The following is a 21,596-nucleotide window of genomic DNA, read 5'->3' as shown; positions in this document are numbered from 1 at the left end:
GTAGTGCACGGTTAAGCAGCGGTACCCATAAAAAAGCAAAGAAAACAGTGCCTTGAAAAAATATTCGGACTTGGCACAAACCCTGCCATATCACCTTCAGAACGCGTAGCCGACCCGATGCGATGTCGCCACCGGGTCCGAGCCGCACCGTTAGTAGCACCAAAAGAGTGCAGAAACACCCTGAAAACCAGGTCCAATACCCAGGAGAGTGCCCAATGACCACGAAAAGCCTTGGAAATCCCTTTGACGGTGACAAGTCCCTGATTCACGCAAAAAACTGCGGCTGCCATGAGTGCCAGCCCGGTGACAGTGCGCCGTCCATTTCACTTGACCTGAAACCTGCGGCCAGCCACCAGGGCGCAGCAGAGGAGCGAATGGACTCCGAAGCGATGATGGACCGCGCCATCGAGAGTGCCGTGGTGCGCTCCGTGTTCGGCCACAACGACCACAGCCGCCGCAGCTTCATGAAGATGATGGGCGCCGGCACCGCGGCCGCACTGCTCGGCAGCGTGTTCCCTATGGACAAGGCCAAGGCCGCGGTGAAGGAATCCCTCGGCAAACTGGAAAAAACCAAACTGAACGTGGGCTTTGTGCCCATTACCTGCGCCACGCCGATCATCATGGCCCACCCCATGGGCTTCTATGAGCGCTATGGCCTGGATGTAACCGTCACCAAGACCGCTGGTTGGGCGGTGGCCCGGGACAAGTCCCTGGCCGGTGAATACGACGCTTCCCACATGCTCACTCCCATGCCGCTCGCCATGACCATGGGTGCAGGCTCCACGCCGGAGCCATTCATCATGCCGGCGGTAGAGAACATCAACGGCCAGGCCATCGTGCTGCACGTCGATCACAAGGACAAGCGCGATCCCAAGCAGTGGAAAGGCTTCAAGTTCGGGGTGCCGTTCGAGTACTCCATGCACAACTTCCTGCTTCGTTACTACCTGGCCGAGAACGGCATTGATCCGGACAAGGACGTGCAGATCCGCGTGGTTCCGCCACCCGAGATGGTGGCCAACCTGCGCGCCGGTAACCTGGATGGCTACCTGAGCCCGGACCCGTTCAACCAGCGTGCCGTGTGGGAGAAGGTAGGCTTCATCCACATGCTCACCAAAGACATCTGGGAAGGCCATCCCTGCTGCGCCTTCGCCTGCAGCCAGCAGTTCGCCACCGAGAACCCGAACACCTATGGCGCTCTTTTGCGGGCCATCATTGATGCCACGCAGTACTCCAACAACCCGGAGAACCGCAAGGAAATCTCCGAGGCCATCGCGCCCAAGAACTACCTGAACCAGCCGGTTCCGGTGATCCAGCAGGTGCTGACCGGCTACTACGCCGACGGCCTGGGTGAAGTGAAGAACGTGCCCGACCGCATCGATTTTGACCCGTTCCCCTGGCATTCCATGGGCGTGTGGATCCTCACCCAGATGAAGCGCTGGGGTTACATCGAGGGCGATGTGGACTACAAGGGCATCGCCGAGCAGGTTTACCTGGCCGGTGAGACCGGCAAGCTAATGGAAGAGATGGGTTACAGCGCGCCGGACAAGACCTACAAGACCCACACCATCATGGGTAAGACCTTCGATCCGGACAGCGCGGAAGAGTACGCCCGCAGCTTTGCCATCGGGAGGGTGTAACCATGGCTTCCCTGAACGTACGCGCAGCCCTGCTGTCGGTGTCGTTCCTGATTCTGGCCTTGGGGCTCTGGGAAATGGCAACCCAGCCGCCGGAAGCGGACGCGGCCATGACCGAGTACGAGCGCCTGATGGGTGGGGCCGACCAGGAATCCCGGGTGCCGCCGCCCTCGGAGGTGATCAAGCTGGCCTGGGCCGAGCTGTCCAACCCGTTCTATGACGCCGGCGCCAACGACAAGGGCATCGGCATCCAGCTGGCCTACTCGGTGTACCGGGTACTCACCGGCTACCTGGCGGCCATGGCCATCGCACTGCCCGTCGGCTTCCTGATCGGCATGTCGCCGCTGATGTACAAAGCCCTGAACCCGTACATTCAGGTACTGCGGCCTATTTCGCCCCTGGCCTGGATGCCTCTGGCGCTGTTCATCATCCAGGATTCCGACGCCTCGGCCATTTTCGTGATCTTCATCTGCTCGATCTGGCCGATGCTGCTGAACACCGCCTTTGGTGTGGCTAACGTCCGGCAGGACTGGGTGAACGTGGCCCGCACCCACGAACTCAGCCCCATTAAGACCGCACTCACGGTCATCCTGCCGGCCGCGGCGCCCACCATCCTGACCGGCATGCGCATCTCCATCGGCATCGCCTGGCTGGTGATTGTAGCCGCAGAGATGCTCGTAGGCGGCACTGGCATTGGTTACTACGTGTGGAACGAATGGAACAACCTGGATCTGGCCAGTGTGATCTTCTCCATCCTCATGATCGGGGTGGTGGGCATGCTGCTGGACCTGGCCCTGGGCAAGGCCCAGAAACTGGTGGAATACAAAGAATGAGCGGCCCGGCACCGGTTTTCGGTGCCGGCCTCAACCCTCCGAACGGAGACCTGTTATGACGAAATCATTCCTGGAAGTAGATGGTCTGTCCAAGATCTACCCGGACGGCCAGGGCGGTGAGCTGACCGTCTTCGAGGATGTCCGCTTTGCCCTGGAGAAAGGGGAGTTTGTCTGCATCATCGGCCACTCCGGCTGCGGCAAATCCACCATCCTGAACGTGCTGGCAGGCCTGGACGAAGCCAGCGCCGGCAACGTGGTAATGAACGGCAAGGAAGTAAAGGGTCCGGGCCTGGAGCGCGGTGTGGTGTTCCAGAACTACAGCCTGCTGCCCTGGAAAACCGCCCTTAACAACATCGTGTTTGCCGTGAAAGCGCGCTGGCCGAGCTGGTCCAAGGAAAAGGTGAGAGAGCACAGCGAGCGCTACCTGAAAATGGTGGGCCTGGAGCACGCCATGAACCGCAAGCCTTCGCAGCTCTCAGGCGGAATGCGCCAGCGGGTGAGCATCGCCCGGGCTTTCGCCACCCAGCCGGAACTGCTGCTGCTGGACGAACCATTCGGCGCGCTGGATGCCCTGACACGGGGCGTGATCCAGGACGAGCTGGTGAAAATCTGGGAAGAAACCCGCCAGACCGTCTTCATGATTACCCACGACGTGGACGAGGCCATCCTGCTGTCCGACCGCATCTTCCTGATGTCCAACGGCCCCAACGCGCGGATTGCCGAGAGCGTGAAAGTGGACATCCCGCACCCGCGGGCACGCTCCACCATCTTCCAGAACCCGGCCTACCACAAGACCCGGGATTACCTGGTGGACTTCCTGGTGAACCGCAGCGGCTCGGCCCTGCCGGAAAAAGACGGAACCCCGAAAGTCGCCGAACCTGCCAAGGGCCTCAGCCAACCGGCACCCGAGGCCACCGAATCCGATACCGCCGCTCGCGCGGTGAATGCCTGACGTAACAACCCAAGAGAGGAAAACAGCCATGATGAACAAAGAACTGATGACCGCCAAAATCCTGGAAGCCAAAGTCGCCAAGGGCATGACCTGGGAAGCCATTGCCGAAGCCATCGGCATGTCCCCGGTGTTCACCACCTCGGCCGCCCTGGGCATGAACAGCCTCACCGAAGACAAGGCGTTCGCCCTGTGCGAAACCCTGGGCCTGGAAAAGCCGGTGGCCGAAGCCCTGCAGGTGTGCCCGAAGAAAGCCTGGGATGGTGCCGTGCCCCAGGATCCGCTGATCTACCGTCTGTATGAAGTGGTTGGCGTTTACGGCGACACCATGAAGGAACTCATTCACGAGAAGTTCGGTGACGGCATCATGAGTGCCATCGATTTCACCATGGACATCGAGAAGGAGGAGAACCCGAAGGGCGACCGGGTGGTGGTCACCATGAACGGGAAGTTCCTGCCCTATAAGGCCTGGTAACTGTTCGGCCGATAACTTCGGATTGGGCCCGCCTTTTTAGCCTGTTGGTTGAGGGGCGGGCCTGCGGGGTGGCAGGTGGATTTTTCTTGGAAAAAGAACTCGCTTCGCTCAGACACCTTTTTCCGGCGAAAAATCCACCTACCACCCCGCGCCGACGTGCAACACGGGTTCACCGACTTAAAGACATTTTTTGCTTTTGTAGGTTGGATTAGCCGCAGGCGTAATCCAACAGGTTTTTGTCGGATTACGCTTCGCTAATCCGACCTACAAACTACAAGCTCTATCTTCCCGCATTAATTCCTTCGTCTTTCATTCGGCCTATCGTTTCTGCCCGTCGGTAGGGGGTGGCGGTATTTTTTCTGACAGGGAAAAGATGTCTGAGCGAAGCGAGTTCTTTTCCCCGAAGAAAAAATACCGCCACCCGCGTACCTGCCCGCCAAACCTCAGGCTACGAAAAAGCCAGTCCCCCAAAGCTCAAGCCGAACGAGAACGGGCAGCAGAACCAGCCGCCAGGGCAACCTCAGCAACCGTATGCAGCTTCTCCAGTTGCGACTGCAACATGGCGATCGGCCGGGTGCCCTCCAGGGTGAGGGCGATGTTCAGGTGCTCACCGGCAGTTTCTACCGCCATGGTGGCGATTCGGAACCCGCGGATGCGGACCACCTGGCAGAGGCGTTCCAGGGCGGCCGCTTCCTGATTCATTCGGCAGTGGATGGTGTAGCTGGGCGTTGCTGGCTGGCTTTGCGGGTTCATGCTACTTGCTCCTGCTTGTTGTTTGCGGTGCGTCGGGTTTCGTCGATCATGTCGATGTTGCTGGCGCCGGGTTTGACGATGGGCCAGACGTTTTCCTCGCGGCTGATGGCCACATGCAGCAGCATCGGGCCGTTGTAGGCCAGTATGGTTTCGATGCCCCGGCGGATCTGGTCGGTGCGTTCGATGTGCAGGGCCGGGATGTCGAAGGCCCGGGCCATGGCCACGAAGTCGGGGTTGTCGTCCAGGTTTATCTGGCTTTCCCTGTTGTTGTAGAACAGCTCCTGCTGCTGGCGGACCATGCCCAGGCACTGGTTGTCCATGACGATCAGTTTCACCGGCAGGTTGTAGCGGCGGATGGTGGCCAGCTCCTGGGCGTTCATCATGAACGAGCCGTCCCCGGTGACGTTGATGACGGTGCTGTTGCGATCCGCAAACTGGGCGCCGATGGCCGCGGGCAGGCCGAAGCCCATGGTACCCAGGCCGCCGCTGGTGAGGTGGTGGCGCGGGTGGTCGAACTCGTAGTGCTGGGCAACCCACATCTGGTGCTGGCCCACGTCGCAGGCGATGACGGTGTCGTCCGGGGCAATGCGTGACAGCTGGCGGATAAAGGCCGGGCCGGTGATCGGGGCCAGGGGCTCCTCGTTGTCGGCCGCATGGAAACCGCCGGTGGTATGCCAGGTTCGGCACTGTTTCTGCCAGGGGCCGATGGCCAGAGGGTTGTCCGAAAGTGCGCAGGTCAGCCCCTTCAGGATTGTGTTCAGGTCGCCTCGTATAGCCATGTCGGCCGGGCGCAGTTTGTTGATCTCGGCGGCGTCCGCGTCGATGTGAATCAGCCGGGCGTTCGGCGCGAAGCCGTCCAGCTTGCCGGTGGCCCGGTCGTCCAGGCGGGCGCCGATCACCAGCAGCAGGTCGCATTCGTCCACCGCCTTGTTGGCGGCCCGGGAGCCGTGCATGCCCAGCATGCCCAGATTGTAGGGGTTGTGTTTGCCGGGGTTGCCGATGCCCTTCAGGGTAACAACCGCAGGCAGGGCAGAGGTTTCGGCGAAGGTCCGGAAACTGTCCTCGGCGTGGGCCAGGCTGACGCCACCACCGCTGTAGAGCAGGGGCTTGCGGGCGGCGCGCAGCATGGCCAGCACCTCGGTCAGATCCGGAGCGGCGTTGGAGGCTGTCGCCTGTCGAGGTAGGGGCGCGTCGGCCACTTCGGTCAGCAACAGGTCCTTAGGGATATCAATCCACACCGGCCCGGGGCGACCGCTCTGGGCGAGTTCAATCGCCTCTTCCAGGATGCCGGGCAGGCTGTCGGCATCGTCGATCAGGTAGCTGTGTTTCACGATGCCCAGGGCCATACCCAGTACGTCGGTTTCCTGGAAGGCGTCGGTGCCGATCAGCCCGGAGGGCACCTGGCCGGTGATCACCAGCATGGGAATGGAATCCCGGTGGGCGTTGGCCACGCCGGTAATCAGGTTGGTGGCGCCGGGCCCGGAGGTGGCAATGCACACGCCCAGCTTGCCACTGGCCCGGGCATAGCCGTCGGCGGCCAGGGCGCAGGCCTGTTCGTGGCGGCACAGCACGTGTTCCACGCCCACATCGTCCACCAGCGCGTCGTAGAGCGGCATGATGCAGCCGCCCGGGTAACCGAAAACCGTGCTGATGTGGTGGCGGTGGAACGCTTCAAGAATGTGCTGTGCGCCGTTCATGGTCGTTTTTCCCTTTTCTTTTGCCGTAAAAAAAGAAACCCCCGGGACCTTTCGGTGCCGGGGGTTTCTGGTGTCTTGTCAGGTTGTCGCTATCTCACCCGCTTGTCCACGCAAAAGCCCCCGGACGGTACCACGACCACCAGGACGAGCTTCACAAGGACAATCACTGAGTTGAGATTCATAAAATCGACGGTCTGCTCTGAATTCATAAAACGATTCTGTGTAGAATCTAACCCACGTTTTTGGCCGGGCGCAAGCCTTATTTACAGAGAGCATTCAATGACGAAAGCAAAATGGGGGTCGATCGGGCTCTCCCTTCTCATCGTGGTGGTTCTGGTGATCTGGATGGCGACCGGAGAAGTGAAGGTGGCCAGCGAGGAAGTGCCGGAACGCCAGGAGAACGCCGAAGACTCGCTCACCAGCGTACAGGTGGAAACCCTGAGTGCCAGGCTCCATGAGCCCGGACTTATGCTCCAGGGCCAGCTTGAGCCCTGGCGTTCGGTGCTGCTCAGTGCCCAGGTGTCGGGCCGGGTGGAATCCCTTTCTGTGGGGCTGGGAGAACAGGTACGCCAGGGTCAGAAACTGCTGGAGATCTCTGATGAAGGGCGCAGTGCCGAGGTTCTGCGCTGGCAGTCCCGGGTAAAGAAACTGGAGGCTGATCTGGCGGCGGCCCGGCGCCTGCGGTCGGGCAACCTGGCGGCAGAATCCGAGGTGCTGGGGCTGGAAAGTGAGCTGGCCGCCGCGAGAGCCGAGCTGACCAGCGCCCGGCAGGTGGTCGACCACCTGACTCCGGAAGCGCCCTTTGATGGCATCATCAACCAGAAATCCGTGGATACCGGCGACCTGGTGCAGATTGGCTCGCCGCTGCTTGAGCTGGTACAGGTGGATCGCCTGAAAGCAACCGCCCGGGTGCCCCAGCAGTCCGTGGCCGATGTCGCGCCGGGCCAGGCGGTTCGGGTGGATCTTCTGGACGGCAGCCAGCTCTCGGGCGTGGTTACCTTTGTGGCCAGTGCCGCGTCACCGGAAACCCGCAGTTTTGCGGTGGAAATTGCGGTGGAGAACCCGGATCGCAAGCGGATCGCCGGCGGCAGCGCCAGCCTGCGTGTGGCCCTGCCGGAGGTTAAGGCCATGTTCATTTCGCCGGCCTATCTCTCGCTCGGCGACGATGGACGGCCCGGGGTGAAGTACGTGAACGGTGACAATGAGGTGGCGTTCGGCCGGGTGAAGCTGCTGAGCGTGTCCACCGAGGGGGCCTGGGTGACCGGTCTGCCGGATGAGATCCGCTTGATCACCCGGGGCGGCGGGTTTGTCGGTGTTGGCGAGCAGGTCGTGCCCGTTGATGCTGCTGAAAACCGGGGCTAGAGCCGATGCGCACCCTCATTTTTGCCGCCATCGATCGTAGCCGGACCACGTTGCTGACCCTGCTGTTCCTGATTCTGGGCGGGCTGGTGGCGTTCCAGACCATCCCCAAGGAAGCCAATCCCGACGTCACCATTCCGATGATCTACGTCTCCATGACGCTAGATGGCATCAGTCCGGAGGACGCGGAGCGCTTACTGGTGCGCCCGATGGAGCAGGAGCTGCGTACCCTGGAAGGCATCAAGGAAATGCGCGGTACCGCCTCGGAAGGCCATGCTTCGGTGATGCTGGAGTTCGATGCCGGCTTCGACCCGGACAAAGCGCTGCAGGACGTGCGGGAGAAGGTGGATACGGCCCGCACCAAGCTGCCCGAGGAGGCGGACGAGCCGAGGGTGAACGAGATCAACGTATCGCTGTTCCCGGTGCTGTCGGTGGGGCTCTCTGGCCCGCTCTCGGAACGTGAGCTGATTACCATTGCCCGGCGGTTCCAGGATGCCATCGAGTCCATTCCGGAAGTGCTGGAAGTCGACATCGGCGGCGACCGGGAGGATCTGCTCGAGATCGTGGTGGACCCCCAGGTGCTGGAGAGCTACGGCATTGATTTTGACCAGCTGGCCGCCCTGGTTACCCGGAACAACCAGCTGGTGGCGGCAGGCTCTCTCGACACCGGCAACGGCCGCATGGCCCTCAAGGTACCCGGGGTGATCGAGACCATCGAGGATGTCATGTCGATGCCGGTGAAGGTGGACGGCGACACGGTGGTGACCTTTGGCGACGTTGCCATGCTCCAGCGCACCTTCAAGGACCCCAACGGTTTTGCCCGCATCAACGGTGAGCCGGCCCTGGTGCTGGAAGTGTCCAAGCGCGCCGGCGCCAACATCATCGAGACCATCGCCCGGGTTCGGGCGCTGATCGAGGAGGCCCGGCCGCAACTGCCCGATTCCCTGGAAATCCGCTACATCATGGACCAGTCCCAGGAAGTGCGGGACATCCTCAGCGATTTGCTCAATAACGTGCTGACGGCCATCGTGCTGGTGCTGATCGTGGTGATTGCGGCCATGGGGCCGAGGTCGGCCGTGATGGTCGGCCTGACCATTCCGGGCGCCTTCCTCACCGGCATCCTGGTGATCTGGAGTATGGGTCTCACTCTCAACATCGTGGTGCTGTTCAGCCTGATTCTGGTGGCGGGCATGCTGGTGGACGGCGCCATCGTGGTCTCTGAACTGGCGGACCGAAACCTGACCGAGGGCCATCCGGTCAGGCACGCCTGGGCCGAGGCGGCCAGCCGCATGGCCTGGCCCATCATCGCCTCCACCGCGACTACGCTGGCGGTATTCTTGCCACTGCTGTTCTGGCCCGGTGTGGTGGGTGAGTTCATGAAGTTCCTGCCGCTGACGGTGATCATCTGCCTTATCGCTTCCCTGGCGATGGCGCTGGTGTTCCTGCCAGTGCTTGGCAGCGTCAGTGGTGGCCGGCGGTCGCTCAACACGCAGCCGGGCGGGCAGCTGATGCGAGGGTATCGCCAGTTGCTGTCCAGGCTTCTGCAATCGCCGGGTCTGACTCTGGTGGGCGTGCTGCTGGTGATTGGCGTGATCTACGTGGCCTATGCACGTTTCAACCATGGGGTGGAGTTTTTCCCGAGCGTGGAGCCGGATTCGGCGCAGGTGCAGGTCAGGGCCCGGGGCGATCTCTCCGTTTGGGAGCGGGATGCCATTGTGCGGGAAGTGGAACAGCGTCTGCGTGGCATGCCTGAGGTGAAGGCTCTATACGCCCGTTCAATGGTTCGCCCCGGCTCCCAGCTGGCGCCGGACGTGATCGGTGTTCTGCAGTTTCAGTTTACCGACTGGTTCACCCGTCGCCCGGCCAGTGCCATTCTGGAGGACTTCCGGGATCTGACGGCGGACATTCCCGGCATAGAGCTGGAGTTCCGGAAACAGGAGGGCGGACCGGCCGAGGGCAAGCCCATTGAGCTGCAGGTGAGCAGCCGCAGTGCCGGAAACCTGAATGGCTACGTGAATGAGATCAAGGAAAAGATGCGCGAGCTGGGCGGCTTCGTGGACATCGAGGACGACCGCAGCCTGCCGGGAATCGAGTGGCGGCTGCAGGTGGACCGTGAGGCAGCGGCGCGTTTCGGCACGGACGTACTGGGTATCGGCAGTGCGGTGAGGCTGGTGACCAACGGCCTGGTTCTGGCTACCTACCGGCCGGAAGACGTGCGGGACGAAGTCGATATTGTGGTCCGCGTGCCCAACAACTGGCGGGAACTGGACCATCTACAGCGGCAGACCATCAACACGCCGAGGGGCCAGGTGCCGTTGTCGGAATTCGTGGACCTGCGCCCGGGTGACAAGACCAACAGCATTGTGCGGGTGGATGGCCAGCGTACCGTCACCATCAAATCCGAGCTGGCCGAGGGCCGTCGGGTGGATGAACTGTTGCGCTCACTCCAGGCCGCGATGCCTGAGCCGCCAGAGGGCGTATCGGTGAAGTTCGCTGGCGAGAATGAAGACCAGCAGCAGGCTTCAAACTTCCTGGCCACCGCGTTCCTGGTGGCTATTGGCCTGATGCTGCTGATCCTGGTTACCCAGTTCAATTCCCTGTACCAGACGTTCCTGATTCTCTCCGCCATTGTGCTGTCCACCGCCGGCGTGCTGCTGGGGCTGCTGGTGAACGGCCAGTCCTTCGGCATTGTGATGGTTGGCATGGGCACCATTGCCCTGGCCGGAATTGTGGTGAACAACAACATCATTCTGATTGACACCTACAACCAGATGCGTAAGGAAGGGCTGGGCGCCTATGAGGCAGCGCTGGAAACCGGCTGCCTGCGTCTGAGGCCGGTGCTGCTCACCGCGATCACGACGGTACTGGGCCTGATGCCCATGGTTCTTGGTGTCAACGTGGATCTGCTCACGCCATCCCTGGGCCTGGGCGCGCCCTCCACCCAGTGGTGGACCCAGCTGTCCAGCGCTATTGCCGGCGGGCTCACCTTTGCCACCGTGCTGACGCTTTTGCTGACACCGGCCCTGCTGGTGCTGGGAAACCGGGCCGGCCAGTCGCTAAGGAGTCTGGCCGGACGGATGCGCAACGCCTGATGCAGAATTCCAACCCCCTGACACTTCTTTACCGCGATGAGTACCTGCTTGTGGTTCACAAACCGGCAGGCCTGCTGGTGCATCGAAGCCCGATTGACCGACACGAAACGGAGTTTGCGCTGCAGTATGCACGGGCGCTGAATGGCGGAGAGCACGTTTACCCGGTGCATCGACTGGATCGGCCGACCTCTGGTGTCCTGGCGTTTGCCAGAGACAGCGAAACGGCGCGTCGCCTCGGGCTGGCGATGATGGCGGGATCGGTTCGAAAGACCTACCTGGCGATGGTGCGAGGGTGGCCGCCAGCGCAGGGCGAGATTGACCACCCGTTGAGGGAGGAGCCCGAGGATCGCCGGCTGAAAGGTTCCGAGCAACCGGTTCGCGAGGCCTTAACCCGTTTCCGGACCCTGGCAACCACCGAGATTCCGGTGGCCATCGAGAAATACCCAAGCAGCAGGTACGCGGTCGTGGAGCTGTATCCGGAGACCGGACGGAAGCATCAGCTTCGGCGGCACATGAAGCACATTCACCACCCGATCATCGGAGATGCCAATCACGGCCGCGGGCGTCAAAATCGCTACTTTGCCGAACGTTTCGGCCAGGGCAGGTTGATGCTGGCGGCCACGGCGATTGCCTTTGAACATCCGGTCTCGGGCGAGTCTGTGGTGGTGCGGGCGAGACCGGAAGCAAGCTTTATGGAGGTGCTGTCGATATTTGCCGGCCTTGCGTTGCCCGGTCAGGCCGGATGATTGAGGAATTTGGCACAAATGTCCGCGAAGGGCGGGGGCTTGCTGTACCGGTAGCCCTGGAGGTAGTCGCAACCCTTGTCGAAAAGCCAGGCTTCGTGGGACTCCAGTTCCACGCCCTCTGCTACCACGGAAAGGCCCAGCCCGCGTGCAAGACCTATGATCGAGAGCGTGATGGCACAGTCGTTTTCATCGTCGGGCAGGTTGTTGATGAACGACCGGTCTATCTTGATTCGTGAGAACGGCAGGCTCTTGAGGCGGGAAAGCGACGAGTAACCGGTGCCAAAATCATCGATGGCGAGCTCTGCGCCCGCCTCCACCAGCTGTTCCAGAACCCCGCTGATTACTTCGAAATCTCCCTGTATGGAATCTTCGGTGACTTCGAACTGAAGTGCAGTGAGGGGCATTTCATACTGTTCGCAAATTTTCCGGACCAGTTCCGGCAACTCTTGAACCAGCACCTGTTCCGCGGACAGATTGACGGAGATCGTTGGCAGGCGTAAGCCCGCGTCCCTGCCTTCCCGCCAGTGCCGGCAAACCCGTTCCAGTACGCAGGCCCCCAGTTCGTACATCAGGCCGGCGCTTCGGGCAACGTCAAGAAATTCAATGGGAGACAGCCAGCCACGCCGTGGATGCTGCCACCGCACCAGGGCCTCCATGCTCTCCAAGTGTTGCCCGGAGCGATCCATGATGGGCTGGAAGAAGACATCGAGACTCTGTTGCTGCAGTGCATCCCTCAGTTCGCCCTCCAGTGCAAACCGGGATCGGGCGGTCATCTGTATTTCCGAATCGAACAGGGTTGAGCGGTCCCGACCCTGCCGCTTGGCGTGGTACATGGCCGCTTCAGCGCCCCTGAGCAGTTCCTCCGGTTCTTCGCAGTCACCGGGGAAATGACAGATGCCCACGCTGGCACTGATGTTCAGGGTCTGGTCGGAAACCTTGATGGGCTGGCGGATGCGACCCTGGATTTCGCGAGTAACCTCACCAAGGAAATCGGGCAGGGTATAGTTGCGGATTACCAGGGCGAACTCGTCGCCGCCAATCCGGGCGAGAAAATCTTTTCCAGCAAGCTGGAGCTCTCTCAGGCGTTGCCCGATGCCGGCAATCACCTGGTCTCCCGCCTGGGGCCCCAGCCCGTCGTTGATGGTTTTCAACCGATCCACATCAATCCACAGCAGGGCCAGGCTGCCAGTACCCCGCTGCTTGATTTTGCGTACCAGGTGCTCCAGGCGATCCCGCAAAGAATCGATATTGGCCAGGCCGGTCAGGGCATCGTAGCGGCGGACATAGTCGAGGGCCCGTTTAGACCGCAGCCAGGCCTCGTGGGTGTTCATCAGGCTGATGGTGTCAGCGATGGCGACCGCCAGGGAGATGTCCGGTACCGTCCATGCCCGGCAGGTACCGGACTCAAGGCAGACAACACCGCTCAGCCGTTCACCGTCAAAAATCGGTGCGTCGAGCATGGCCTGGATGTTCTGCACCGACAGGTATTCGCGATCGAAGGAACTGGTTCGAGGGTCGTTGCGGGCGTCCTCTACGGCAATCACTCGTTCCTCGGTAATCGCCTTGAAATACGCGGGGTGGTCGGAACGGAACAGCTGGATATCCGACGGCGCTACGGGGGGCGCTTTTCTGCGCGCTTCGCTCTGGTCGTGCAGCCATTCACATCGAATACGATCGCGCTCGGGTGGGAACTGCCAGACGCTGGCACGCCGGAGGCCCAGGCGGTTGGCGCAAAGCTCCAGCAGAGCCGCGAGTTTCCGGGTCCTGGGGAGGTCGATGAAGCTGGTGTTGTGGCTCAGCTCCATCAGTGCCTTATGGTGGGTCACAAGAACATCACTGTCGCGCATGGCCGGGCTCAATGTCAGATCCTTGTTATTGAAATACGGGCGGCCCTGTTTGCTGGTTCTGTCGGGAAGGTCAAGAGCAGATCAGGTCAGTCCTGAGCTTCCTAAAGAATATGACAGTTCAGGTGTTTCTTGTCCAACGCCGGGCGCGCTCACACCGTGTCCGGCACAGGCTGGCCGGCGTTACCGGTGGCCTCAGCGGAGTAAAGAAGTGGCCAAGGCGCCTCCGCCTCAAGTGCGAACGCTATGTCCAGCAGGGTGCCTTCACCGCCGTGTTGCCCCATGAACTGCACGGCAACCGGCAGGCCTTCCGGGGTGCGTCCCATGGGCAGGGCGATGGCGGGCGCGCCGGTTGCGTTCGCCAATGGCGTGAAACTGACATAGCGCCGCAGACGCTCAAACAGGGTCTCGAAGGGAATGTCCGGGCTCAGGTGGCCAAGTTCCGGCGTGGTATGGCCAAGGACGGGCGTTAGCACCGCGTCGTATCCCTTCATTGCTCGGGTGTAGTCCCGCTGGGATTGTTTGAGCCGCCAGAGGGCGGCGGGCAGGCGCCAGAACTGCCTCCGGAACATGGCATCCAGCCCGTTGGTCAGGCCGTCCGTCCGGTGTTTGTCAAACCCGGGATGCAGCAGTTTCTTGCCATTGGCCCGAACCCCGAAGGCCAGGAGTGCCCAGTAGAGTGCGAAATCCTCCGGGAAAGAACGGTGTACCGGCACGGGGACCGGTTCGACCCGGTGGCCGAGTTTCTCCAGGGTATGGGCGGTTTGCTCCACGGTCTTGCGGGTAATGTCGTCCGTCCTGTGGCCATTGATGGAGTCAAGCACCAGGCCAATGGTCAGCTTTCGATCCGAAGGGCCCTCCCTGTGGCCAACGGCGGCCAGCCTGGTGTTCCTGTGAAAAAGCTCGGCCTGTTCCAGGAAATTCGCGGTGTCCCGAACCGAACGGGAAACAATGCCTTCGCCAATAATGTTCAGTGGCAGCGAGGCCGCGGCTTCGTTGTCCAGCAGGCGGGCGCGGGTAGGCTTGAGGCCCACCAGCCCACAGCAGGCCGCGGGTATCCGGATGGAGCCGCCGCCGTCGTTGGCGTGGGCGACGGGCACCACCCCGGCGGCCACCAGCGCAGCAGACCCACCGGAGGAGGCGCCTGCAGAATACGCCAGGTTCCAGGGGTTGCGGGTGGCAGGCGCATGGGCAGGTTCGGTGGTGGCATTGAATCCGAACTCGGGCAGTGTGCTTTTGCCAAGGCAAACGAAGCCCTGGGCCAGCAGTTGGCGGGCGAAAGGACTGGTGTCGGTGGCCCGGGCGGCCGGAACGGCCAGGGAACCATGTTGCGTGGTCTGCCCGGCAACGTTGGTGTTGTCTTTGATGAACGTAGGCACACCCCGGAAGTATGGCCAGGATGCGGGGCGGTCGTGGTTGTCCAGGGCTTTTGCCTCCGCCATGGCCCGCTCGTAGTCCTCTGCGGCCACGCCCTGCAGCAGGGGGTGTGCCGCGTTTGCACGGTCGATGGCGGCCCGGGTCACTTCCGCCACAGACACCTCCCCGGACCTCAGGCGGCGGGCGAGGGCCGTGGCGTCATCGTGTCCCAGCGCATCGTTTTTGAACGTAGAGCAGGTCTTTGGAGCCTGGGCATTGGGCATGGTGCTTCCCTGTCTGTCTGGTGGCCAGTTCAGAATTTACTCTACGGTAATCCCCGGCGTGGCAACATGTCATTTCGGGAAGCGGAGGCATGGGCGTGATAAAAGTCCGAAAAAAGGCTCTTTTCATCCGTGTTTTCAGGTAATAAGCTGGTGGTTTGAGTCTTGGTTAGCGATCACGATGGAAATCACAGAACCCCTTGTACGCCACTTTCTCGGCATTTTTTTCCTGATGATCGGCCTGCAGTTTGCTGGTCGCAGCCTTGGGCTATACAGCCGCATGCACTTCTCCCATATCAATTATGGTGAGCGTGGTTCCGCACCCTGGTGGCACAGGCACATTTTCAATGTGTTCCGGGCGCTGATTCTTACCGTGTGCGTGGTGCGTATCTTTGCAGACATTGACGGCTGGCTGGGGGTGTTTGGCTGGTTGTACCAGTGGCCGGTGCTGGCGGCCGGGATGGCCCTGTTGCTCGGGTCCTTTGCGGTTGTTAACTACCTGCAGGCGTACATGCATGAGGATTGGCGTTCGGGGATCGACCCCCGCAAAAACCGCAGCAAGCTGCTGACCGAGGGGCCATTTGCCCGATCGCGCAACCCGCTGTTCATGGCCGTGATCGCCGGCCAGCTGGGATTTTTCCTGGCGCTGCCAAGTGTATTCTCGCTGGTGTGTCTGGTGGCCGGGGTGCTGGTTATTACCCGCCAGGCCCGGGAGGAGGAAAAGGCCCTGGCGGAGAAATTCGGCGATGAATACGAGCGTTATCGGGTGAGGGTCCCGCGCTGGCTCTGAGCCGCAACGCTAACGGGTATGGCTCATGCCTGGCGTTTGCGGGCTTCCTTGATGACATCGTAGGCGTGGCTGATTTCCCGGGTGCGCTCTTCCGCCATCTCTCGCATGCTTTCCGGTAACCCCTTGCCCGCCAGCTTGTCCGGGTGGTTTTCACTCATCAGTTTGCGGTAGGCCTTCTTGAGTTCTTCATCGCTCACCGAAGGCGACACGCCGAGCACTTTGTAGGCGTCACTGATCTGGTCGGCAGAGGACCGCTGACCGGCACCGGCCTGGCCTGAATGGGCGCCACCCCGAAGCATGGCTTCCAGTTGGTCCACCTGGCTTTCCGGCAGGCCCAGCCCCCGCGCGATGCGAAGCAGCATGTCATGCTCTGCCGGGTGCACGGTGCCATCGGCGGCCACAGCGGATACCTGCACCTGAAGAAACATCTGCAGCAATGCCGGCTGGCGGCCACTGGCCTGCAGGAAGCGTCCCAGCTCTGCCTCAAGATCAAAGTCCGGTTGTTTGCCCCGGGTGAACGCCGCTTTGGCCTGGGCCTTCTGGACTTCATTCAGGCGGAAGCGCACAAACATGGTTTCCGCCATCTGGATTTCATCCCGCGACACCACGCCATCGGCCTTGCAAAGAGCACCCATGACCGCAAAGACGGAATCGATGAACCCGGACTGGATGCTTTGCAGTTTACCGATCAGGCGGCGTTTGAGGCGATTGAGCAGGAAGGCGCCGATGGCAGCGCCCACCAGGAATCCAGGGAATTTTCCAAAGGCATAGCCAATCAGGCCGCCGACGATGATTGCAAACAGCATCCATAAATCCTTTAAAGCGGAAAACAGGCCATAGAATATACGTGTTTTTCAGTCCTGCTTCATGAACAGGCTTTCATCGACGTCATCGATCTGTTCGGGTTTCAGGAACTGCCGGGCGTAACGCCGATAGGTTCCTGACCGAATGAACAGCTCGAACACCGGGCGGTCGATGTGTCCCTCGTCGGCCATTCGATCGAGGATGGTGAGGGATTCGGTGAGGGTTTTGCCTTCCTTGTAGGGCCGGTCAACGGCCGTCAGAGCCTCGAACACATCGGCCACCGCCATGATGCGCTCGGGTATGCCCATGTCCCCGGCCGACAGGCCACAGGGATAGCCTTTGCCATCCATGCGTTCATGGTGGGTGCCGGCGAGCCTGGGAACGTTGGCCAGCCGGTCGGGAAGGGGCAGGGCGTCCAGCATGCAAATGGTCTGCACAATGTGCTCGTTGATCTTGAAGCGCTCCTCCGGCGTGAGCGTGCCCCGCGCAATCGTGAGATTGTGCAGTTCGCCCCGGTTGTAGGCATACTCGGGCAAGGCCATGTCGAAGCCCCACTGGTTGCGGGGGTCGTCCTTGCGCACGGGTGGCAGGTGTTCGCCCCAGGCCCGGAGATGCTCGGGTTTGTCAGCAAGCAGCTGTTCGGTCGCCGGAAGGGGCGCTTCCGGGATGCCGGCCAGGGCTTCCTGTTCGTCCGGGGTCAGGCCCAGCCGGTCATTGAAATGGCGCTGCCAGGTTCTCTTGCCAATGCGGCGTATTTCCGCAATATCCGCTTCGGCCATGAACTCGCCGCCGTGATTGGCCCGGGCAACCACAGCAAAGTCGTCCTGCAGATCCTGCCAGGCCTGCTCCCGTTCCTGCCTCGCAAGGGCGTCATCCTGGCCATTCAGTCGCTTGTTGAGGTATTCGATCTCGACGTCCCGATGGAGGACTTCGAAGCGGGTCCGGATTTCGTGGATCCGGTTATGGATGGTTTCCAGTTTAACCGCCTTGTCGACCACGTACTCCGGGCTGGTGATCTTGCCACAATCGTGTAGCCAGGCGGCGAGGTGGAATTCCTGGAGTTGTTCCTCGGTCATGGAAAACGACCGGAACGCCGGGCTGTCGCTCTGGATCGCCTCATTCACCAACATTTGCGCCAGTTTGGGTACGCGCTCGCAGTGGCCTCCGGTGTAAGGGGATTTGGCGTCAATGGCGTTGGCCACGAGACGGATAATACCCTCCAGAAGGGCCTGCTGGCTTTCAATGAGCTCCCGGGTTTCGATGGCCACGGCGGCAGACCCGGCGATTTCATCCACGAACACGATCAGGTCATCGCTGAGCTGGGTATTGTCGCCGTGCTCCATCTCGATCGTGAGCACGCCGATGAGGCGTTTTCGGCGGTTGCGCAGAATGGCGAAGACCGGGTTGCCCGTGATCTGCTGGCGGAGCACCCGAATGATGTCGCTGTCGTCGTCATTCGAGGACACGTCTTCAATGGTTGCCGGCAGAGTGAGGTTCTGGTTCACCGCCAGGGTCAGTTGTTGGTGCTGGCGGCTGAACAGGTAGATGCCGCCCCGGGCCTGGCCGACAATGTGCACAATCTGTTCGAGTATGTCCCGCAGCAGATTGTTCAGGTCCTGGCCCCGGTTCAGGACCGTGGCGATGCTCTGGAAGCTGCGGATGGTCCGGGCCATGTCGTCCAGGGCCACACTGAGCTGGCGGGCTTCGCGTATGTGCGAATCAGACCGGACCGGGGTATCGAACCGGAAGCGTGAAAGCCGGCTGACCTGGTTGGTGAGGTGCTCCAGCGGTCGGCCCACCTGGCGCCCAAGGAACCAGCCAATAACCAGCAGGAGCAGGGCAATCACACCGGCAATCACGGTTTGGCGTGCGAGGGCCTGCCAGACTTCCGCCAGCAGCTCATCCGAGGGTATGGCCACCACGATGCTCAGCCCCTCGTTTTCCAGGGCATCGAGGGATTCGGCCATGCCATACCAGTCTTTGCCGTCTGCGCTGAACCGGGACACCGGGCTGCCATCCATGATCTCGCCAGTGCCGGAAAGAACCTTGCTGATGGCGGGGCCGGGCTGTTGCCGGTTGCCGGAATCGGCCAGAACCTGTTGATTGCGATTGACGATGGTAATACGTGTGTCCGGGGTCTGCCGAAGCTCGGCCAGCTGACGACTGAGGTCGGTGACCGTAACGTCGATGCCGTATACCGCGCCCGTATCGGCGGTCGCGGAAGCTGCGCGCCGAGACAGGGTAATGCCGGTTTCCTGGGTGGTGAAGAACAGGTAGGGTGCCGAAAGTTCGGTGGACTCCGAGCTCCGGGCTGCACTGTACCAGGGCCGGGTTCGCGGGTCGTAGCGGTAGCTGGGCACACTGCGTTGTTCCAGCCGTTCCATGTCGGCGTTGTAGAACCGCCATTCGCCAGGGACACCTTCCCGACCCTGGGTGATGGTCTGGAGCAGGTAACGGGTGCCCTCGGGGGCATCCGGGAACTGCAGGGTGCCGGAGCTGAGCACCTTGCGCAAGAGCACGAAATCGCCGTCTGGATAGCCGGCGTAGACCGCGCTGACAATCTCGCTGCTGGCCAGAATGTCGGCCAACACCGGTAACCGGTCCAGGCGCTGCTTGAGGTTTTCAGCCTCGCCCAGGGCATCGTGGCTCAGTACCGCCAGGGCCGTTGAGGGCGGTGCGGTGATGGCGTGGATACGGTCGTCCACGCTGATGGCCAGCTGTCGGGCGGCGGCGCTTGCCGCTGACACCTTTGCGGCCTCCATGCCCCGGAAGCTCTGGCCAATCAATACCACGGTCAGCACCAGCATTCCCAGGGTAATGGCGGATGCGATCAGAAAAGGTAGTGACACCTGGGCTGACTGGCGTGTTCGTTCCATGGATGATCCTTGAAGGCGTGGATAGGCGTAATACCAGCGAAGCGGGCGCCCACTACTGCAAGCGTAGCCGTTGTCCGGCTTTTTTCATGCATATGCCGTAAAATCGAGAGCGATGACATCTGATCTGTTTTCCGACCAGCCCGGGGAGCCCATCCGGGAGACCATCACCGAAGGCGCTGTGGTGCTCCGGGGGTTCGCGCTTGCCAACGAACAGGCTCTGCTGCAGGCCATTGACGAGGTGAGCCAACAGGCGCCCTTCCGGCACATGAGAACCCCTGCAGGCCATGCCATGTCGGCCGCCATGAGCGCTTGTGGCCATGTGGGCTGGGTGACCGACCAGCGAGGGTATCGTTACCAGGCAGAGGATCCGGAATCGGGTAATCCCTGGCCCGCGATGCCGGGGGTGTTCCGTAGACTGGCCGCGGAGGCCGCCGAAGACGCCGGTTATCCGGGGTTCGAGCCGGACGCCTGCCTGATCAACCGCTATCAGAGAGGGGCCAAAATGGGGTTGCACCAGGACCGGGACGAGCGGGATTTCAGCCAGCCGATCGTGTCTGTTTCCCTGGGATTGCCGATGGTGTTCCAGTTTGGCGGCCGTAAACGCAGCGATCGCCCCTTGAAGGTGCCCCTGGCACACGGTGATGTGGTGGTCTGGGGCGGCCCATCCCGCCTGAACTACCACGGGGTGCTGACCCTAAAGACCGGCCATCACCCGCTGACCGGCCCCTATCGCTACAATCTCACCTTCCGTCGCGCGCTCTAGTGTCCTTTATTGGCTCCCTACTGCAGCCAGGCCGTCAACAGTCCGGCTGCGAGGGACAACACCATCGGCCCGCCGACCAGCAGCCCGATCTTGCGGTTTCCAATTACCCAGGCCATGGCTGACTTCACCAGATTGTTGGAGGCAGCCGCCAGTACGATGCCGATAACGGCGGTGGTCATGGCCAGTGTGTCGGTGGACATGCGCGTCAGTGACAGGGTGATGGCGTCCACGTCGGCAATGCCGGAGGTGGCCGCCAGCGCATAGATACCGGCATTGCCCAGCCAGTTGCGGAGAAATTCACCCAGCAGCAGGATGACCGTAAGCAGAACGCCGAAGACCAGCGCCGAGGTCAGGTCCAGCGGGTTCTGGTTGAGGGTGGGCTGGCTGACCTCCGAGCTGTGGGTATTGCTGCGCCAGATGACAATGGCGGGCAGATAGAGAAGCACCGTCATAACGAGCACCGGACCCATCAGGGTTGGAAGCAGGCCCGGGTTGATCACCAGGCAGTACACGAGGATGCGGGGGAACATGGTGCCGCAGGCAATCAGGATGCCGGTGGCGAACTGGGCATTAAGCTGGGGATTTTTCGAGGCCTGGCGGGCGAAATGCAGAGTCAGGGCGGTGGATGAACTGAGTCCGGCGAACAGGCTGGTAAAGAGAATGCCCTTGCGGGTACCTGCCACCCGGATGGCGAAATAGCCGACAAAGGAAATGGAGGCGATCATCACCACCATCCACCAGATTTCCCGGGGGTTGAGAACGCCGCCCGGCCCCATCGCTTCGTCCGGCAGGATGGGCAGCATGACCACGGAAATCAGCAACAGTTTCAATGCCGCATCCAGTTCGTGCTCCATCAGCCGGTTGACCCACCCGTGAATCTTTTCCTTGTTGTCCAGGATGATTGCCGTAACCACTGCGGCGGCTGTCGCGATTACCGGGTCCACCGCCACTGCTACCGCGCCAAAGCAGAACGTGAGCACCATGCCCACCATGCCGGTGATGCTGAAGTTGCGAATGTGCTGAAGCCGCTCGCTGTAGGCGACGATGGCCATCGCCACCACGCTCACCAGCAGCACCGGAAATGCCCATTCGGTGATTTCCTCCGCCAGAAGCGCCGAGATACCGCCCAGCAGGCCCACCAGTGCAAAGGTTCGGATACCGGCAATACGCTCGCCGGATTTCTGCTCGCGGGCGTCCCAGCCTCGTTCAAGGCCGATGATGGCGCCCAGCAGAAGGGCCACGGCGAGGTTGAGGGTGGTTCGGTTTCCAGCCAGAAATTGGGCAGCAACGTCGTCCATGGGGTGGTGCAAGCTCCTGTTACGCAATGGATATCATGATCATAGC

The 21,596-nt window shown here is 61.6% G+C and carries 16 protein-coding genes; 9 read left to right on the top strand and 7 right to left on the bottom strand.

Annotation, left to right across the window (positions count from 1 at the left end):
* Window positions 1-215 precede the first annotated feature (215 nt).
* The 4 genes from ACFC20_RS12200 to cynS are packed head-to-tail and all read left to right on the top strand — an operon-like array spanning window position 216 to window position 3,891.
* On the top strand, window positions 216-1,637 hold the full coding sequence (locus tag ACFC20_RS12200; RefSeq protein WP_375193238.1) for an ABC transporter substrate-binding protein: 1,422 nt from the start codon (window positions 216-218) through the stop codon (window positions 1,635-1,637).
* Window positions 1,638-1,639: 2 nt separating this feature from the next.
* On the top strand, window positions 1,640-2,467 hold the full coding sequence (ntrB, locus tag ACFC20_RS12195; RefSeq protein ID WP_113861203.1) for a nitrate ABC transporter permease: 828 nt from the start codon (window positions 1,640-1,642) through the stop codon (window positions 2,465-2,467).
* A 55-nt stretch (window positions 2,468-2,522) separates the two neighbouring features.
* A complete protein-coding gene (locus tag ACFC20_RS12190) occupies window positions 2,523-3,419 on the top strand; it encodes an ABC transporter ATP-binding protein (protein WP_375193237.1) in 897 nt (298 codons plus the stop codon).
* Between the two features lie 28 nt (window positions 3,420-3,447).
* Window positions 3,448-3,891 carry a cyanase gene (gene cynS, locus ACFC20_RS12185; protein WP_091992003.1) on the top strand — a complete coding sequence of 148 codons (444 nt, stop codon included), beginning with the start codon at window positions 3,448-3,450 and terminating at the stop codon, window positions 3,889-3,891.
* 474 nt (window positions 3,892-4,365) lie between these two features.
* On the opposite strand, the gene ACFC20_RS12180 is transcribed toward cynS, so the two are convergent.
* Both ACFC20_RS12180 and ilvG read right to left on the bottom strand, forming a co-directional pair.
* Window positions 4,366-4,644, bottom strand: a complete 279-nt coding sequence (locus tag ACFC20_RS12180; protein ID WP_375193236.1) for an ACT domain-containing protein — start codon at window positions 4,642-4,644, stop codon at window positions 4,366-4,368.
* Window positions 4,641-6,341 carry an acetolactate synthase 2 catalytic subunit gene (ilvG, locus tag ACFC20_RS12175; RefSeq protein WP_375193235.1) on the bottom strand — a complete coding sequence of 567 codons (1,701 nt, stop codon included), beginning with the start codon at window positions 6,339-6,341 and terminating at the stop codon, window positions 4,641-4,643. Before ilvG ends, ACFC20_RS12180 begins: the two co-directional genes overlap by 4 nt.
* Before the next feature lie 279 nt (window positions 6,342-6,620).
* Here ilvG and ACFC20_RS12170 point away from each other — a divergent pair, with 279 nt between their 5' ends.
* The 3 genes from ACFC20_RS12170 to ACFC20_RS12160 are packed head-to-tail and all read left to right on the top strand — an operon-like array spanning window position 6,621 to window position 11,538.
* Window positions 6,621-7,703: an efflux RND transporter periplasmic adaptor subunit gene (locus tag ACFC20_RS12170; RefSeq protein ID WP_375193234.1), complete on the top strand. Its 1,083-nt coding sequence runs from the start codon at window positions 6,621-6,623 to the stop codon at window positions 7,701-7,703.
* A gap of 5 nt (window positions 7,704-7,708) precedes the next feature.
* On the top strand, window positions 7,709-10,792 hold the full coding sequence (locus ACFC20_RS12165) for an efflux RND transporter permease subunit (protein WP_375193233.1): 3,084 nt from the start codon (window positions 7,709-7,711) through the stop codon (window positions 10,790-10,792).
* Entirely contained in the window at window positions 10,792-11,538 is a 747-nt protein-coding gene (locus ACFC20_RS12160) for a pseudouridine synthase (RefSeq protein WP_375193232.1), read from the top strand. Before ACFC20_RS12165 ends, ACFC20_RS12160 begins: the two co-directional genes overlap by 1 nt.
* Here ACFC20_RS12160 and ACFC20_RS12155 read toward each other — a convergent pair.
* Window positions 11,526-13,385 (bottom strand): putative bifunctional diguanylate cyclase/phosphodiesterase, encoded by a 1,860-nt coding sequence (locus ACFC20_RS12155; RefSeq protein WP_375193231.1) that lies wholly within the window; start codon window positions 13,383-13,385, stop codon window positions 11,526-11,528. The two genes, ACFC20_RS12160 and ACFC20_RS12155, sit on opposite strands and share 13 nt — an antisense overlap.
* A gap of 149 nt (window positions 13,386-13,534) precedes the next feature.
* Entirely contained in the window at window positions 13,535-15,022 is a 1,488-nt protein-coding gene (locus tag ACFC20_RS12150; protein WP_375193230.1) for an amidase, read from the bottom strand.
* Between the two features lie 178 nt (window positions 15,023-15,200).
* On the opposite strand from ACFC20_RS12150, the gene ACFC20_RS12145 reads away from it, so the two are divergent.
* Window positions 15,201-15,809: a methyltransferase family protein gene (locus ACFC20_RS12145; RefSeq protein WP_375193229.1), complete on the top strand. Its 609-nt coding sequence runs from the start codon at window positions 15,201-15,203 to the stop codon at window positions 15,807-15,809.
* Window positions 15,810-15,832: 23 nt separating this feature from the next.
* Here ACFC20_RS12145 and djlA read toward each other — a convergent pair whose 3' ends face one another.
* A complete protein-coding gene (djlA, locus tag ACFC20_RS12140; protein WP_375193228.1) occupies window positions 15,833-16,615 on the bottom strand; it encodes a co-chaperone DjlA in 783 nt (260 codons plus the stop codon).
* Window positions 16,616-16,663: 48 nt separating this feature from the next.
* On the bottom strand, window positions 16,664-19,489 hold the full coding sequence (locus ACFC20_RS12135) for an HD domain-containing phosphohydrolase (RefSeq protein WP_375193227.1): 2,826 nt from the start codon (window positions 19,487-19,489) through the stop codon (window positions 16,664-16,666).
* 112 nt (window positions 19,490-19,601) lie between these two features.
* On the opposite strand from ACFC20_RS12135, the gene alkB reads away from it, so the two are divergent.
* On the top strand, window positions 19,602-20,252 hold the full coding sequence (alkB, locus tag ACFC20_RS12130) for a DNA oxidative demethylase AlkB (RefSeq protein ID WP_375193226.1): 651 nt from the start codon (window positions 19,602-19,604) through the stop codon (window positions 20,250-20,252).
* A 17-nt stretch (window positions 20,253-20,269) separates the two neighbouring features.
* Here alkB and ACFC20_RS12125 read toward each other — a convergent pair whose 3' ends face one another.
* Window positions 20,270-21,550 (bottom strand): MgtC/SapB family protein, encoded by a 1,281-nt coding sequence (locus ACFC20_RS12125; RefSeq protein WP_375193225.1) that lies wholly within the window; start codon window positions 21,548-21,550, stop codon window positions 20,270-20,272.
* Between the last annotated feature and the right edge of the window lie 46 nt (window positions 21,551-21,596).

Origin of the sequence: Marinobacter sp. (assembly GCF_041984545.1) — a bacterium.
GTDB lineage: Bacteria > Pseudomonadota > Gammaproteobacteria > Pseudomonadales > Oleiphilaceae > Marinobacter.
Note: the sequence above shows the minus strand (reverse complement) of the source record. Positions and strands in the feature narration are given on the sequence as shown.